Below are 17,226 nucleotides of genomic sequence, written 5' to 3'. Positions count from 1 at the left end.
CGTACGCGAACGACGAACAGCAAATGCCGGAGCATCGGATGCCCGCACGCGATCTAGCCTTTTGAACTCGGATACAATAGCCGCATCATGCCTGCACCCGATGATGCTTCCGATCCCACCGACCCGTCCTTTGTCTCCGGACTTAGCGAGCGCCCCAAAATGAGCGTCGGTTCGGATGCCGAAGAACCAACGCAAGTGAACGCGACGTCGGCCGACACCGAAGCGCCTCCCGATAGCGATCTGGATGGCGACCATCTGCTGCGTCAACATTCCCAAACACGATCCATCGGTCCCGATGGGGTCGCCAATGATGGGTCGTCCAGTTTCGAGACCAACGGGCTAGAGAAGAACTTCGGCCCCGCCAACCGATACACGATCATCGAAGAACTGGGGGCTGGTGGATTCGCGCGAGTCTACCTGGCGATCGACAATAGCCTGGAACGCAAAGTCGCCATCAAAGTCATCCACGCGCACCGGTCGCGACGTGAAATTGATGTGATCCGATTCATGGCCGAGGCCCGGACCCTGGCCAGTTTGGACCATCCCAACGTGGTGCCGATCTATGACGTCAGCAACACCGATGGACAACTGTACGTCGTCACCAAGTACATCAACGGGGAAACGCTTTCCGAACGGATCAAACGATCACCACTGTCGATCACCGAATCGATCGCATTGATCAAATCGGTTACCGAAACGTTGGCCGGCATCCACAGCGCCGGCGTGGTTCATCGTGATATCAAACCGGCAAACCTATTGATCGACCGGGATGAACAGTGCTTTGTCAACGATTTCGGTTTGGCGCTGCGGGAAGATCGGTGGGAAGGATACGTCGGGCGGGTCGGCACGATTTCGTACATGAGTCCCGAGCAAGCGCGCGGTGAAAGCCACTTGGTGGATGGCCGCAGCGACCTGTACAGCCTGGGCGTGGTGATGTACGAAATCTTGACCGGCAGACGCCCCTTCGTTGCCAGCGAAGCGCAACAAGTCATCGACCTGATTTGCCATGCCGATCCGAAACCGCTGCGTCAACGCAATCCAAACATTCCCAAAGAACTCGAACGCATGTGTCTGCGTTTGTTGTCCAAGCGGGCCACCGAACGCTATCTGATCGCGCAGGATTTCGCCAACGATCTCGAACACTTCATCCAGCACCAGTCCAACACGGATTCTCTTTCGTCCGTGACCCCTGATCGGGCAGAGATTCGCCCGGGCGAATCATCCACGTCGACCTTCGACGCATTCGTCGGCATCGTTCCACGGGGCCTTCGTTCGTTTGAATTCGAAGACGCAGCATTTTTCCACAAACTGTTGCCAGGCCCCTACGGCCGCGATGGCGTACCCGACAGCATCCAGTTTTGGCGTCGCCGAATCGAATCGACGGATCCCGCCGAAAGTTTCCGTGTTGGTGTGATCTACGGAACATCAGGATCGGGAAAATCGTCGTTCGTCCAGGCGGGCCTATTGCCGATCCTGGTTCGATCAGTCACCACCGTGATGATCGAATGCTCGGGAGACCGGACCGAACAACAACTGCTTCGCATGCTGCGAATTCGCTGTGCCGAGATGCCGACGGACTTGGATCTAGTCGCCAGTCTTTCGTGGCTCCGCCGCGATGACTCCCACACCGATCGCCAAAAAGTACTGATCATTTTGGACCAGTTTGAACAATGGCTGCACGCGCGGGGCGACGAAGAACGGGCCGAACTGATGCTGGCGCTTCGTCAGTGCGACGGAAACAATCTGCAGTGCATCTTGCTGGTCCGCGATGACTACTGGATTGGCGTTAGCCGACTGGCCGACCAGTTGGAAATCGACCTCGTGCGACGACACAACCTAGCGATGGTCGATTTGTTTGACCGTCGGCATGCACGGCGAGTCTTGGCCGAATACGGATGTGGCTACTCACGATTGCCCGCTCGACTGGAAGATCTGACGTCCAGCCAAAAAGCGTTTTTGGACAAAGCGATCGACGGGCTGGCAGAGAAAGAAAAAATCGTCCCCGTTCAGTTGGCCACCTTTGCCGAAATCATGAAGAGTCGTGATTGGGACCTCAAAACGCTGACCCAAATGGGAGGCACCGAAGGCGTCGGGATTCGATTCCTAGAAGAATCCCTTGGCGAATCAGCAGCCCCCGGGATCCGAGCCCATTTGGGTGCGGCGGAGTCCATTTTGATGGCCCTCTTGCCCGAGGCAGGGACGAACATCAAAGGAGCCATGCGTTCCGAATCCGATCTACGTTCGGTGACCGGACACTCATCGGAGTCGCGCAACTTTGACCAAGTCATCTCGATCCTTGATGGCGATCTGCGACTGATCACACCGACCGACCCGCTAGGCGACTCGATCGACGATCAATCATCGAAAGAACGCTACTACCAACTGACGCATGACTTTTTGGTGCCAGCAGTTCGGCGCTGGCTGGAACGGCGTCAGCAGCAAACGATCCAGGGACGCGCAGCCCAACGGCTATCGAATCAAACGGACGTTTGGATTTCTCGCCCCGAAAAACGCAACCTTCCCAATTGGTGGGAATGGATGTCGTACTTGTTCCTGACCTCGAAGTCGCATCGAACCGCGAATGAACAGCGGATGATGGCCGTTTCGACCCGACGCCACACCATCGGATCGACCGCGTTTTGTCTGGCAGCGGCGATCGCTGGGCTGGTCGGTTTTGAAGCCTATGGCAACGCCAAGGCAAATGCTTTGGTCGAACAATTGGCGACCGCCGATACGACCAATGCACCGGAGATCCTAAACAGCCTGCAGGACTACCAGCGCTACAGCACGCCGGCGTTGGAAAGAATCGCCGAGGATTCGCCGGTCGACACGAACGAGGGACTGCACGCCCGGGCTGCGCTTCTTCGGCATCATCCCGATGATCAAGAAACACTTGACGAACTGAAAGACCATATTCGTTCGATCGACATTCAGCAATTGTCGTTCTTGAGAAGTGAGTTGCAACAGAATCCCAAGCTTTCCGAGATCAACGAACAGCTTTGGCAATTCCTGGGCGACGAAAGCCAACCCGATTTGCAACGACTACGTTCGGCAATGGCGCTAGCGACTTTGGACCCGCCCATCGGTCCTAAGTCGCGTGAGCGATGGCAGCCGATACAGACTTTCTATATTGAACAGTCGATTCGTCATGCGATCGAGCAACCACGAGACTACAACGCGGTGGTTTCGGCGTTGGCCAGCGCCAGCAATGTTGCGGTCCCCGAGTTAGCGAAAATCTATCGCCAGGACAAACCGAGTCAAACGCGACAAGAATCTCTGAACATGCTGCAGGATTTGGTCGCCGATGACTGCGACGCGTTGGTCGACCTTTTCTTGGATGCCAACACCAACCAAGTCGAATCTTTCCTGCCGCTGGTTGATCGCTATTCAGCCACTTTGCTGGAACCCCGAATGCGGGCCGTGATCGACACACCGATCCATCCAGATTCGACACCACGAAGTTGGCAGGCGGCATCCAACCGCCAATCCAACGCGGCCGCCTACCTATGCCGACTCGGGATCATTGAACCCTGTTTGCCGCTGCTTCGCCAAAGCGATCACGCCAACACACGCAGCGGTATCATTCACCGGGCGGTCAAAATGGGTGTTTCTCCAGCGGCGATTCTGAAATTGTATGATCAACAGGACGACGTCCATGTGCAGACGGCGCTCCTGCAAATGCTGGGAACTTCGGCTTGGTCGGCCGACCATCAAGGCGAATCGCTGCCCAAGGGAAACATCGACCTACCGGATGCTGACCTCATCAACCGCTGCAGAAAACTTGCACGCGAAACCTTCCTGTCGGCCGCGGATCCAGAACAACATTCAACATCGCGCTGGTTGCTGACGCGATTAGACGATGGCCAGACCGCAAGGGATTGGATCAAAGAACAAGAACTTCGCATTGCCGAACAGCCCAAAGATGAATCGTTGCGTTGGTCGATCAATCCGAAGGGGCAGACCATGATCCGCATCGATAACGGGGACCATCCGTTCGAAATCTCGATGACCGAAGTCACGCTGGAACAGTTCAAATTGTGGCGTCATCCGGACCATGTGAACCCGACGATGGCTCCGGACCCCAATTGCCCGATGATCCAGGCAAGGTGGTTCGACGCTGCGGATTACTGCCGATGGCTAACGACCGAAGCAGGGATGGGTGAAGAGGATCAATGCCACCCGCCAACCAAAGAGGAGCAAGAAACCGTCTTGCTGTACGACGACTACCGTTCGCGCAAAGGCTATCGTTTGCCGACCGCAGACGAATGGGAGACCGCCTATTTCGGTGACGCCAAGACTCGTTTCGACTATGGGCACGATTATGAACTGGCCAATGAATATGCCCGAGTCGACGATCTGAACCTACAACATGCCCAGGTGGTCGCCGGCCAAAAACCAAATCGAAACGGACTATTCGACATGGTTGGCAATGTCAGCGAATGGTGCGTCGGCCCGACCAATGACCAGAAAGGATTCGGACTTCGCGGCCCTGAATGGGACGCGAGTTTGGAACGCGTGGTGCGGTTGTTGCGCGAGGGTGACTCGGCCCCCGGGATTCGCTACTACTCGATCGGTTTCCGTGTTGCCCGGTCAATTCCTTAGACACGGCCGATCGGTTGTGTGGTCGCCACGACAAAAAACCGTGGCTGATATTCGCAGAAGCTCTGTCATGAACGTTGCACCGCCCATCCGGCCAGCGTACCATCACCCAAGCAGGGGCCATGACACGATTTTCATTTCATTCAACGAGGCCGACCGATGTGGGATACAAACCGAGAGATCATTCTGGGCAGTAGCGGAAATCGCGCCGCCCCAATGGGGACTGCGATCTGGGAATACGATGGCAGTGGTTGGGAACTGAAGTTTTTGCGTGCAGAAAATGGCGGGGTCGCGGGAGAGTGTCCTAGCGTCGCTGGAAAGTTCAAAGGCCAACTACGCGCCACCCCGTGTGTTGAACCGGCCCTGGCTTGAACAATGCCGTCGAAAGATGCCCGTTTCGAATCGACGTTCGTCGACACGGGCAATCGGAATCAGCGACCTGCGACTTCGTTCGCCGGTTGACCGGTGCATCGGCGGCTGCATGCCAGGTGGATCAATCCGCCTGTGAGATCTGCGTCCGTCGGTCACCACTTTCTGCCCCCGAGTCCAACCCGGTCATCGCTTCGCTTGTCCTATCCGCATGCGAAATCGACTTCCCAACCGCCGAAACCAACCAACCGGCGGGACTGCTAAAGCACTGGGCCGCCAAGGCAATCGAAAACGAAGGCTTCGACCGCGTTGTCCCAACGACGATGACCTGCGACGTCATCCTAGTCTGCAGCCAGCAAGATTCGAATGCTGACATCGCAGCCACGGTCCACGGCATCCTCGATCAATCCGACGTGCAGTCTTGGATCCACTTGGTGGGCCCGAGCGCCACGCTCGATCGGCTCTCTGACTTCGATCATCATTGGCGGGTGAAACAGCATCCGGCCGAAACCTCCGCCGCGCCCTGGCAACAGATCGACCAGCTGCTGCCTTCGTTGAAGTGCAACTACGTCGCCTTTGCGGATACCCTGACCGGCCGCTACCCACGCGATTTGACGGCACTCATTTCGCGGATGCAGGAACATGGCGGCGAACTGCTGACGGAAACGACCGAAGACGAATGCTGCGTGGTCGTCCGCAGATTCTCGCTGTTGGAAAGCGGCGGGCTGGACCGCTACCACCCTCGCGCCGACCTGGAACTGATCGCTCGATTTTCGGCCGAGGATCGAGTGATGGATCCGGGCGAAAAGAGTACGGACCGGACCAGTTTGGGACTTCGCGACAGCGATGGCCCCCAACTTGCCACCATCCATCGCAATGCGGTTCCCCAGCTGCAGCCTCGTCATCGCTGCGACGTCGTGCTGCCGTTTCGTGATTCGCTGGACTATGTCACTGAATCGGTGGTTGGCCTGCTGCGTCAAACTGGTGCCGAAATCACCATCCATCTGGTCGATGACGATAGCCAAGGATCAACGAACGATTTCTTTCGCAGCCTCAGCGACTATCCCAACATCCGGTTCTATCGAAACTCTCGTAACCTCGGCCCCTTTGCGACGTTCAATAACATCGCCGCAAACTCCGACGCCGAATTCATCGCCGTTCAGGATGCCGACGACATCAGTCTGCCCGAGCGAATTGCGAAAAGCTGTCGACTGCTGACTTTGGCGCAAGCCGACATGGTCGGATCCGCCACCGAACTGTTTGGCGACCCTACGATCGTCATCGGCGCATCGAACAAGACCAACACCGATTCGAAAGGCCGAACACGCTACCTGCGCACATCGCGATATCCTCGCCACGATGCCAGCGGTTACTTTCTAGAGAACCCAACGCTGGTGGTCCGCACCGAGGCGTTTCGTCGACTGGGCGGTTACGGTGATTTTGGCGAAGGGAAACGGAATCGAACTGGCGTCGATACGGATTTTCAATTGCGCGCCCACTACGGCGGTGCGTCGATCATCGTTTCCAACGAAGTTCTGGTCCGGTACCGCTGCCACCGCGAATCAGCAACCCAGCACAGCGATTCGGGTTTCGGCAGCATCGCCAATCATGAATCGCACGCCGAAGTGCGCCGACGTTTGATGCGGTATCGTTCCACACGATTCTCGCCCCGGTCCTTCGGCGCCCTAGGCGACGCGTCCGGAATCACTGTTCCCCTTTCGTTTTAGCGAGCGTGAACGAACACGCGGCATCTGGCGACGTCGATTGCATCGAACAGGGTTTCGCTAAAACGCAGCGGTCTCTTTGTACTCGGTCGGTCTGACGGAAACCCACCGCCGTCTGGGCTAAACTGGACGTCGACGATCCGTACGGCACTTTGTTTCGATTGCCCCGTTTGTTGGCCAGCGTGATGCCTGATTTAGAATCCGATGCACCGACAGTCAAGAAACCCCGACCGAGTCTGCGTCGGCGACTGATGCTGCTAGCCGGCGTGATGTTCATCGTCGGCGTGCCGGTCTATATCGAACTGACCTTTCGTCGCCCGATCGGCTCGGGCCCGGCCGGCCCCAGCGTCGATGCCGCTGAATTCGATGCCCCGTGGACCGAGCGTTCGATAAAACTGGTCGGGATTGGCGACAGCATCACAAGAGGCCTGGGCGCTAAGAACACCAGCCACACGTTCTTTCAGCGGCTGCGTACCAATCCGCCGGACGAATATCAGGACATGGTCGGCAAATCGTTGTCGTCAGTCCTGCCTAACCTGAGTGCTGAAAACTTTGCCGTCTCGGGATCCACATCTCTGGACCACGCCGACGTGATCGCCAACCAATTGCCCACACACTCCGGCGACACTTTCGGATTGGTCGTGATGACCACCGGTGGCAATGACCTGATCCACAGCTATGGTCGCCGGCCGCCTGCGGAAGGTGCCATGTACGGGGCGACAACCGAGCAGGCCGAGTCTTGGATCAAAAGTTTCCGCACACGGCTGGAAACGATGATGGTTGGTATCACCGAAAAGTTTCCGGCCGGATGCGAGATCTTTCTGGCTGATATCTATGACCCGACCGATGGCGTCGGTGATGCCCCCAGCATTTTCTTGCCGCCATGGCCGGACGGATTGGACATCCATGCCAAGTACAACGATGTCATTCGCGAAGTTGCCGACCGACACGATCATGTTCACGTCGTTGGGCTGCACCAGACATTCCTGGGACACGGATCCCACTGTCGCCAATTCTGGCGATCGAACTACGACGCCGACGACCCGCATTATTGGTTCTATAGCAATATCGAAGACCCAAACGACCGCGGCTACGATGCGATCCGCCGCGTCTTTTTGAACGCGATCGTGCAGCAAAGGTCGCGGCTGACGTCGATGCATCAGCGGGTTGTTGATTGAGTGAGCCGCGGCACGTGAGCACACGGGCCAACGCCGGATCCCTAGCTGCGAAGCAGCGACAGCCTTTTGCCGGTGGCCACCGGAGCCACTCGATAGAAACGCATCCTTTTTCCCCTGCCTAGATCGCCGCCGTTGGCGGCGATCTAGGCAGGGAAAAAGACCAGTGTCTGCAGACACCGGGGGCCGGGGGCCGCCGGCAAAAGGCTGTCGCCACTACGTGGCTGGAAAAATCAAACTTGAACAAGCGATCAACTGATCGAGCCAACTACCTGTCACGGTGACAAAGTAGGCGGCATTGGCCGAACGTCCAGCGAATCACGGGTACGACGCGTCCGTTTCGCACATTTAAACCGTACGGGTTTTGGTGAACCAGCCGGTTACCCAGACGACTGCTACCACGGCCATCGAATAGCCGGCCAATGAGTGCCAGAAGATCAACTGGTGCATTTGGTCGGTCGATGGGAATGGCAACATGCAGACAAACACGGTCGCGATGGTCAACAGGCCGGTGACGACCAACCCCCAAAAACCAAAGGACCGCAGTCGATTGGACGATGGGTGCTGGGCCATGCCGATCAATCCCACCACGGCATAGGCGGGCAAGACGAACACCATCGCGCCGCTGGCCGCCATGTGCGCCAGCAACACTTCTGCGCCCAACGGATGCCCGCCCAGTGATGGCAGCGCCGTCAGGGTCAGCACGACGACGATCACCAATAGAGCCAAAGCCAAAATTCGATTCAGTAACAGCATCATGCCTGGGGTCCTCCGCTGGTGGGTTGCCGATAGAACAAACGACTGCCAAGCATCCCCAGCCCGACGATGATGACGGCCAACAGGGTCGCCAACGACCCGGCAACGAAGTACTTGAACGTCTTGCGACCACCGAACATTTGGTTCCAAGCTTGCCGTTGCACCGGATCCACTCCTTGCAGCGACGCCATCGTGATCTTGGTCCCGTCACCGGCGACGGGGCCGATTGCGGTGACGGTCGAAGCAAAAATCATCCCGCCGTCGGAATGACATTCGGTACAGCCCTGGGTCCCCAAGGACCAACCGGCTGGCCGCACGTTGTGAGCCATCGGCCAAGCAACCATTCCCGTCGATGCGTCATCGACATCATCCAACTGGCGCAGCTTCGGTGGGCCCTTCTCATCAGCCGCATCATCCGCATCATCCGATCCCTTTTCAGCTGCCTCGGATTCCAGAGCGTAGACACGGCCGCTGGAAACGTAGACGACCGTGACAGGGCCGGATTCGGCCGCGGCGGGCTTTTCGCTTAGCTCGGACTCGATGGCCATCAAGGCCGTGGCAACCTTCTCTTGAAACTCGGCTTCCCCCAATTCGGCCTGCCGCTGCTGCACCTTGGCTTGTTCGTCCTCGTCCCACTGATCGGGCTTTACCTTCGCTCGATCGGCGCCCAACAACTCGGTCAACTCAGACGACTTTAACTTGGGCTGCAGGATTTCTTCGACAAAGTCGCTTCGCACACGCAGCGACTTGCGAGTCCATTGATAGACATCTTCGGGATTCAGCGGCACGATCGACTGGTCTTCCTGCAGGGTTCCCCAGTAGGCAGGCCACATCGCTTTGTGCGGATAGACTCGCCCGTCATCCCGGCGAGTGAACACGTTGCCGACGATGGCTGGCAGTTCGCTTCCCGTGCGATGTCCTTTTTCACCCAGCCCGTGAGCCAGCGAGGTCATCATCCGAACGGCTTCTTCACGCGTCGCCGGTCCACTGTGACAGGCTGTGCAGGCGAGTTTTTCGAAGTGAATCGGTGGCAACCCTTCGTGCAACGGTTTCGGTGCCCCCAGTCGCCCGGATCGCATCAACGCCGTGCCAGCGAAGTCCGAATCCAGTTCGGATTTCGATTCCAGTTCGGATTCCGGGGCCCCCAAGTGACAGCCTTGGCAGGACAGCGTCTGGATTGCCCAGGGCTGCGAGTGATCTTGGCCCACGAATCCGCGGCTGATGTCGTGGTCGATTCCGTTGCGGTGACAATCGGCACAGTCCATCCCTGCACGCAGGTGGACGTCTTCGTCATGGATCCAACGTTGCTCGATCCCGTCGTCCCCCACCGTCCGTTGACTGTGGCATTGATAACAGGCGTTGGATGTTGGCTGACGAACCAGATCAACAAACACCGTCCCGTCCATGGCAAAGTTGCGTGGGTCGTAGGTGACCACGGGCAGCTTGGATTGGATGGCTTCGTCGTCGGGGTCCGATCCATCTTTGATCCGCGATACAGATCCTTTTATTTCGCCCAAACGCAGCGCGGCGGTCGGTGCCCACGCAAAGTTTTCGTCTTCGATTTGTGCACGGCGAGCACTGATGTCGTACACGCCGGGCATGGCATGACAGGCCAGACAATCAATTTCCAAGGCCCCCGAAAATGCCCAGCGATCACCGATCGTGGCCGCCGTATCGGTTGGCTGCGCGGAAGCGTCGTCTGCGTCGTCGGCAGCAGTGGAGGGCGGTTGCGCAGAAGCCAGTTGCCGCTCCGCTTCGCCAACTCCGCCGCCCGGAAGTCGGCCACCAAATTTATGGGTCATCGCCCAGGCCGAAATCCCGACGTCGCGTGGGTCAAACGAATGGGACCAATCGCGATAGGTCAGCGGCAGCTGAGTCCCCGTGCGGGCGTCGGTCCAGATCCACGGTTCACCGTCGCGGCCCGGCAGAGCGGAAACGTCGAATGCGTTGAAGTGCCAACCGTGCGAAATCGACTGGTAATCGTGGCAACGACCACAGGTATTCAGAGGCGAATAGGGCAGGGTCGATTCGCTGGTGATCTTGCGATTGTTGATGTCGTACAGGTCGATGTGGTGCAGGTATCGGGCATCCCCGTCGCTGCGGGCTCGATCGCCCCCCGCACCGCGAGCGACTGAAAACGTCGTTGACAGCACCGTCATCACCCCTAGCATCAGAATCGTGGGGGATGGGAATGCGTTGGACATCGCTGGCATCTCGTCTAGGCGTTCGCAGTCACAACCGCATGTGCGGTGCAGTTGAATGATTGCCAGGAATGGTTCCTGACGACCTGCTTAGCATAACGAAAGATCTATCGGTCGAGGGTCCGCGTACGCGGCTTAGAAAAAACCACCGCCGCCACCGCCGCCACCTCCGCCGCCTGACATCGATTGGTATGGATCTGGAACTCGGATGGGAGTTGCGACCGGATTGGGGCCCAGATGGTGTGCGCGAAACACATCCAACAGCTTTTCGATCTGCTGATGCTGCCTATAAGTGGTCGAGACAACAATCGCAGGGCGAGTACCGGCAAATTCTTTCATCGTCGACGGGCCACCAAGCAGGTCCCATGTATCCGGCGTGATGATGGTTTGGACTAGGTCGATGACCGTATCAAAGTCGTCCTCCGATCCGCCGATGCCCTCGAGCCAATAGACACGCGACAGCAAACGTTGCTCAGCAGTTTCTTCGGTCGTGATCATCGGGTAGCTCGACGTCCCCATGATCGTCAAATCCTGATCGTCCAGGATCAAACGCAGGGCGGCGGATGCCGTTTGTTCTTCAACCGCCAAGGTCACCGGCTCTTGTCCAGTCAGGCCGATCTCATCCAAAGCACGGTGATCGATCATGATCGGCAATCCGACCTGATCACTGATCGATTTTACGGCCTCTTCTAGCGGAGTTTCGACGAAGTTGACGCTGACTTTCTTGGCGAGTGCCGCCATGGTCTTGTCCATCGCTTCGTTGTCGACGTTCACCCACTGATGAACCCCGATTCCTTGGCGAGCGAGTTCTAAGGTATCGGCGGTGACCACTAGCGAGTCGTCTTCGACCATCACTTTCAAGCCCACCGGGTTCAGTGCATTTCGCAGGATCGAACGCAGCGGAATCGCCTTGCCGCTGACCGATAGCTTGACCTCATCGGCGTTCAACTTTGCGAATGCGATCGCGCGGCGGTCAAGCCGGACGGGCAGTCCGGTTTGTTCCTGCAACCGCATCGGCAACTGGTCCAATGTCGTCTCGGTATCCAAAGTGACCTCTTTGTCCAACGCATCACGCCAACGCTGCGCCAATCGACTTTCGGCCTTGGGAACTTGGTACTGCGTCTTCCAGCGGTAGCCGTCACCGGCCTGTGCAGTCGTGGGTGCAGCAGCCGGCGTGTTTTCACCACCACCGATCTCCATACCTCCACCGCTAAAGCCCATGCCGGCCGATTCAGCCCCCATGGTTCCGCCGGATGATTCTTCCGTCACGGCTGCAGCGTCAAACTGGGCCAACGGTTGCTGACCGGTATCGGAGGGAGGAATCGAAACGACAGTGGAACCATCTGCGGCAGTGTCGTCCTGATCGCCCATCAGCGGGACAGCACCGCCTATCAAAACAGCGATTAACAAGCCGATCGAGGCTATTGCGTAGGACATCGAAGTGAACCCTTTAGCGAGAGGAGAGGTCGAGAGAAGAGAATCCAGGGTCGCCGAGTCGACAGGTGAATCCGGCAATTTCTGTGATGGATCCAAATCGACAAACGGCGCGGACGCAGCAGCCAGGGCGGCATCTGAAATCGTCCACGAGGCGGCCGAAGCGATCGCAACCGCGGGCACGATGCCGCGTCGACGAAGCCGCACGCCTAGCATCTTCTTGCCACGCTGGACGTATCCTCGCACGGCCCCCACGGTGGTCTGCAACAAGGCCGCCGACTGTTCTAGCGACTTGCCTTGATAGATATGCAGCACCAATGCCGAACGATAGCGGGCCGGCAGATCGGCCATTTCTTCGTCCAAGGCGATGGCATCGTGTCGCCGTGACAGCTTGACCATCGGATCTTCGTCACGACTGGGGGGATCCACGTCGGACTGACTGGTTCCTGACATCGGGGTGATGACCTTGTACGGACAGGGCAGCGTGGCCGATGCCGAACGCTGGGCCACTCGTTGCAGCCAACCGGGCAGTGCCGCGGCCAGACGGATGGAACTGGCATTTTTGGCCAGGTACAGAAACGTCGCCTGGAATGCATCGTCGGCGTCCGCATCGCAGATACAGCGGCGGCGACAAACCGATAGCACCATCCGCCCATAGCGACGGATGATTTCGGTCAGCGCGGCGGCATGCTGGTCGCGGATCCAGGCGTCCAGCAAATCGCCATCGGTCAACGACGAAAGATCCATTTCGGCGGTGGGCGTTTGCGGCAGTAGAGTGATTGGTTCGGTATTCATGGCATCTACTACGGTAGTGCGATGAACGACCCGAGGTGCGCGCTGAAAGAACCGAAAAAGTCAAATTAGACGAAGCCGCCGATTGCCTTAACCCTATTTCGCTCCGTTCGTAGTACCGCCTTTAGGCGGTGTCGGGCTGGCGAATCGAGCACAGGCAGCCAACAAACTCCGGCTACAGCCGGTACTACAAACAAAACGCACAATCATCTTGCCGATCAGCCTGACACGCCTTCGCGGATCAGTTCGATCAGTTCCTTGGTTTCCATACGGGCTGCGTGGTCGGTCCCATCCAGGACTCCGGCCACCAACTCTCGCTTGTCCGCGTGCAGTTCCAGGATCTGTTCTTCGATCGTATTTTCGGCGACCAAACGGTACACGGTGACCGGGCGTTCTTGACCGATACGGTGAGCACGGTCGGTTGCCTGATCTTCCACCGCGGGGTTCCACCATGGATCCAAGTGGATGACATAGTCGGCCGCGGTCAGGTTCAATCCGGTACCACCGGCTTTCAGCGAAATCAGGAACAGATCCCCCTCACCATTTTGGAACGCATCGACACGTCGTTGTCGTTCCTTGGCCGGCGTGGCGCCATCGAGGTATTGATACGTGATGCCCCGTTCGTCGAGCGCATCGCGGACCAATCCCAAGTGTTTGACGAATTGGCTGAACACGAGGGCGCGGTGATCGCCTTCGCGAAGTTCGTCCACCAGCGTCGTGAACAGGTCCAATTTGGCAGACCCCTTCTTCCAGGTTTTATCGACCAAGCGCGGGTGACAGGAAAGTTGCCGCAGTCGAGTCAGCCATGCCAAGGTACGAATGCGTTGCTGACCGGCTTGGCCATCTTCGCCACCGGTGTTGCTCAGTTCGGCCAAGGCGGCCACGCGAGCGTCTTCGTACAAGCGCCGTTCGGGCTTGCTCAATTCGGCTTGCAACGTGACTTCGGTGCGTGGCGGCAATTCCGTCAACACCGTGTTCTTGGTCCGACGCAGGATGAATGGACGAACCAACCGCGACAATGACAATCGTCGTTCGTCATCTTTGTGCCGTTCAATCGGATCGGCGAATCGGTTGCGGAACCGGTCCCAAGACCCCAACAATCCGGGGCTAAGCGTCCGAAACAGACTCCACAATTCACCGAGGTGATTTTCCAGCGGGGTTCCCGACAATCCGATTCGCCAATCGGCGTCGATCATCCGGACCGCTTGCGAGGTCTTGGTTTGCGAGTTTTTGATGAACTGAGCCTCATCCAACACCAACGTGTGCCAGCTTCGTTTGGCAAAACGTTTGGCATCCCGCTGCAACAACTGGTAACTGACAACGATCAGATCGTTTTCGGTGGCCGCTTCGATCAGTTTGTCACGGTCGCTGTCACGATACAGATGGGCCGTCAAATCGGGCGAAAATCGCTCGGTTTCGCGAACCCAGTTGTCCCCCACACTGGTCGGGGCAACAACCAACGCCGGCCCGCCTGGACCGCGGTCCAACAGCACGCCCAAGGTTTGGACCGTTTTCCCCAACCCCATGTCATCGGCCAGCACACCACCGACGCCCCAAGACGCCAACCGTGCCAACCACTGATAACCTTCCAATTGATAATCACGCAGCGTTGCGTCCAATCCGACGGGCTTTTCCGGAGTCCAATCCGACAACGACTCTAGCCGGCGAATCGAATCGTGCCATCGCGCGGTCGCTTCGATCGGCACATCGTCGCCGATCAATTCTTGGACGGCCGGCACGGCCGCATCGGCAACCTTCAGTGCACCGCGTTCGGCCACGACCGTGTCGCCCAACTGTTGCAACCGTTTGCGGAATGCTTCGCTGATTTTGGCGAATTCGCGATCGCCGACTTGGACCAACGATCGGTTGTCTCGCACGGCGGCCAACAATTCAGCCAACGGCACTTCGCGTCCATCCAACTGGACCGATCCGGTCAGGCCGAACCAGTCACGACGGTCGTCGATCTGGACTCGCAGCGCCGACGGAGTGATCTCGCCACGGACGCGGATCGATTCGCCTTCGGGCCAAATCAGTCGCGGCGTCAATTCGCCGCCTTGGTACAACGATGCCAACAGATCCAGGGCGGCTTCGTCCGATGTGGCGACCCATCGATAGTTGCCATCGCTGGACAACAGATTCAATTCAAAGTGTTCGACCACCGCGTCGGCCGACTGTTTCTCCATGACCAGATCCCGTTCCAGCCGCACGGGGCCTTCTTCGGTCAAACAGGACACGATGGCGGGCGGGTTGCCCGGCACGGCCAGTTCGCGGAAACGCGGCTCGTACATCGCCAGCGCCAAACACAGTCCGGCGCCCGGACGGGGACGCAGTTCCAGGACCAGTTCGGCGTGGACAGGAACGATCGGTCCGGCCAATTGCGGCGGCAATTCGACTCGCACCAACGAATCGACCACCGTGCTGCCGACGGAAAACTTGGCGGCCTCTTCGGCGTCCAGCAGGGTTTCCGAAAAATCGGCACGCAGCAGAAACTGAATCAAACGGGTCGCGCGAGGGTCCCGCAGCGTACAGATCACCAACCGGTTGTATTTCTGGTCCGCCAGGACAACGATCGGATCGACCGGGCTGGCATGTCCAAAGACCACCTGACATTCCTCGGGGTCGATCTTGATCCCCGACACGACCAGTTTGGGGCGAAACTTGGTCTTTTTTTCTGTTGGCGCTTCGTTGTCGTCATCGCCGTCGTCTTCGATTTCGACGGGGTCTAGGGTCAACGACAGTTCGGCCGACATGACGGCGACCGCCATCGCATCGCCATCGTCCCAGGCAACGCTGTCGTGTCCGACCAAGGTTTGCAGAGCACGAAATTCGCCAAAGTGGTCTTCTTCGAACGAATAGCTAGGTTTGGCAACCAGGGCGGTGACGCGGCCATCGATCGGATCACCGGAGAAATCACGGCGAAGCAGGTCATAGCTGCGGGTTTCCTTACCCTTGGTCCATCCCTTTCCGTTCTTCCTGGGCCGCTGTTCGTAGGGCGTGATCGAGATCGGGCAATAGTAACGCGATTGTGGCAGACCGATCCGCCACTGAATTCGCGTCGCCTCGCTGCCCTGGTCGGTCACCGCCGACTCGCGGGCGATCTTCATCAATTCGCCGACCAATTCGCGGCCAGCAGCCTCGGAATCGACTTCCAATTCGCCCAAGAATTCAAACACATCCGCCACACTGCGGCGAGCCATCTGCTCCTGCAGCCACCAAGCAATCGCCAGCGTGTGAGAACAGTGCCGGTCGGCTTTGAATCCATCGCATTGACAGCGGGGCAGGGCGTCGAGCGCCGTGCCGAGCGGCGAAAAATCAAATTCTTGATCGTCTTCTTCAGCACCTTGCCGCTGAATCTCGATCGAAGCGGCCACCGGGGGTTGGCGATTGCCACTGACCTTGAAGGCAAAAACCATTTGCCCGCCGTCTTTGCTAAACGTCGGCGAATCCACCGTCAGCATCGCGGCACGTTTGTCCAAGGATCCATCGTGCGAATCGACGAGGTTTTCGATCGCTTCAGTCACCAACAAACCGAAGGCACTGATCGCGTCGTCGGACATCAAATCCATACCGTGAAATTCCACCGTGAGAAAACTATTTTGTCGTCATGACCGCAGAAACGATCACCCCCCCTGCGAAGTCGGGAGCGTCGATTGCGGGAAATTTTGCCCGAAGTGAACGCTAGCGTTCGGGGCCAATTCGCTAGTCTACCACTGTCCGATGCGAACCTCGATGGCACTTTGCCCTTTTCAATTCGTCGCTAGGATGGGAAACCGAAATAGCTTCCCTTAGTACTCCCCCACAGGAATTCATTCATGCCCAAACTGACTGTTCAAGGTATCGGATCGTTCGATGTTCCCGCCGGAAAGCGGCTCGTCAAAGCTCTGACCGAAGACGCCGGCACCGATCAACTGCACGCCTGCGGAGGTCACTCTCGCTGCACATCGTGCCGAGTCAAGTTTGTCGAAGGCGAACCGGACAAGATCACCGAAGCCGAAAAAGAAACGTTGCGAGTTCGTGAAATCAGCGATCCGGGTGTTCGCCTGAGCTGCCAATTGACCTGCGATAGCGACATGACCGTCGAAATCATCAGCCGACTGGAAGGCAGCGGCCGAGCCGATATGGGGTCCCCCGTCGCCGACGAGATCGAACCCACCCCGGTTTGGACCACTAAGTAAC

At 58.0% G+C, this 17,226-nt stretch carries 9 protein-coding genes; 5 read left to right on the top strand and 4 right to left on the bottom strand.

What is annotated here, in order from left to right; genetic code table 11:
- Positions 1-87: 87 nt before the first annotated feature.
- From K227x_RS05540 to K227x_RS05525, 4 genes are all read left to right on the top strand, one after another.
- A complete protein-coding gene (locus tag K227x_RS05540) occupies positions 88-4,602 on the top strand; it encodes a bifunctional serine/threonine-protein kinase/formylglycine-generating enzyme family protein (RefSeq protein WP_145168607.1) in 4,515 nt (1,504 codons plus the stop codon).
- A 156-nt stretch (positions 4,603-4,758) separates the two neighbouring features.
- Entirely contained in the window at positions 4,759-4,971 is a 213-nt protein-coding gene (locus K227x_RS05535) for a hypothetical protein (RefSeq protein WP_145168606.1), read from the top strand.
- Entirely contained in the window at positions 4,968-6,695 is a 1,728-nt protein-coding gene (locus tag K227x_RS05530; protein ID WP_145168605.1) for a glycosyltransferase family 2 protein, read from the top strand. Before K227x_RS05535 ends, K227x_RS05530 begins: the two co-directional genes overlap by 4 nt.
- Positions 6,696-6,877: 182 nt before the next feature.
- On the top strand, positions 6,878-7,870 hold the full coding sequence (locus K227x_RS05525) for an SGNH/GDSL hydrolase family protein (RefSeq protein WP_145168604.1): 993 nt from the start codon (positions 6,878-6,880) through the stop codon (positions 7,868-7,870).
- 345 nt (positions 7,871-8,215) lie between these two features.
- Here the strand turns inward: K227x_RS05525 and K227x_RS05520 are convergent, their stop codons facing one another.
- The 4 genes from K227x_RS05520 to K227x_RS05505 all read right to left on the bottom strand — a co-directional run bounded on the left by K227x_RS05520 (position 8,216) and on the right by K227x_RS05505 (position 16,607).
- A complete protein-coding gene (locus K227x_RS05520) occupies positions 8,216-8,626 on the bottom strand; it encodes a hypothetical protein (RefSeq protein WP_145168603.1) in 411 nt (136 codons plus the stop codon).
- A complete protein-coding gene (locus K227x_RS05515; RefSeq protein ID WP_449314269.1) occupies positions 8,623-10,782 on the bottom strand; it encodes a hypothetical protein in 2,160 nt (719 codons plus the stop codon). The genes K227x_RS05520 and K227x_RS05515 overlap by 4 nt, the downstream gene beginning before the upstream one ends.
- Positions 10,783-10,959: 177 nt before the next feature.
- On the bottom strand, positions 10,960-13,053 hold the full coding sequence (locus K227x_RS05510; protein ID WP_145168601.1) for an RNA polymerase sigma factor: 2,094 nt from the start codon (positions 13,051-13,053) through the stop codon (positions 10,960-10,962).
- Between the two features lie 215 nt (positions 13,054-13,268).
- On the bottom strand, positions 13,269-16,607 hold the full coding sequence (locus K227x_RS05505) for a DEAD/DEAH box helicase (protein WP_246146563.1): 3,339 nt from the start codon (positions 16,605-16,607) through the stop codon (positions 13,269-13,271).
- Between the two features lie 255 nt (positions 16,608-16,862).
- Between K227x_RS05505 and K227x_RS05500 the strand changes: the two genes are divergently transcribed.
- The gene (locus tag K227x_RS05500; RefSeq protein WP_145168599.1) at positions 16,863-17,225 is read left to right on the top strand and encodes a 2Fe-2S iron-sulfur cluster-binding protein; all 363 of its coding nucleotides are present in this window, start codon (positions 16,863-16,865) and stop codon (positions 17,223-17,225) included.
- The last annotated feature ends 1 nt before the right edge of the window (position 17,226 follow it).

It is taken from the genome of Rubripirellula lacrimiformis (assembly GCF_007741535.1).
Classification (GTDB): domain Bacteria; phylum Planctomycetota; class Planctomycetia; order Pirellulales; family Pirellulaceae; genus Rubripirellula; species Rubripirellula lacrimiformis.
Note: the sequence above shows the minus strand (reverse complement) of the source record. Positions and strands in the feature narration are given on the sequence as shown.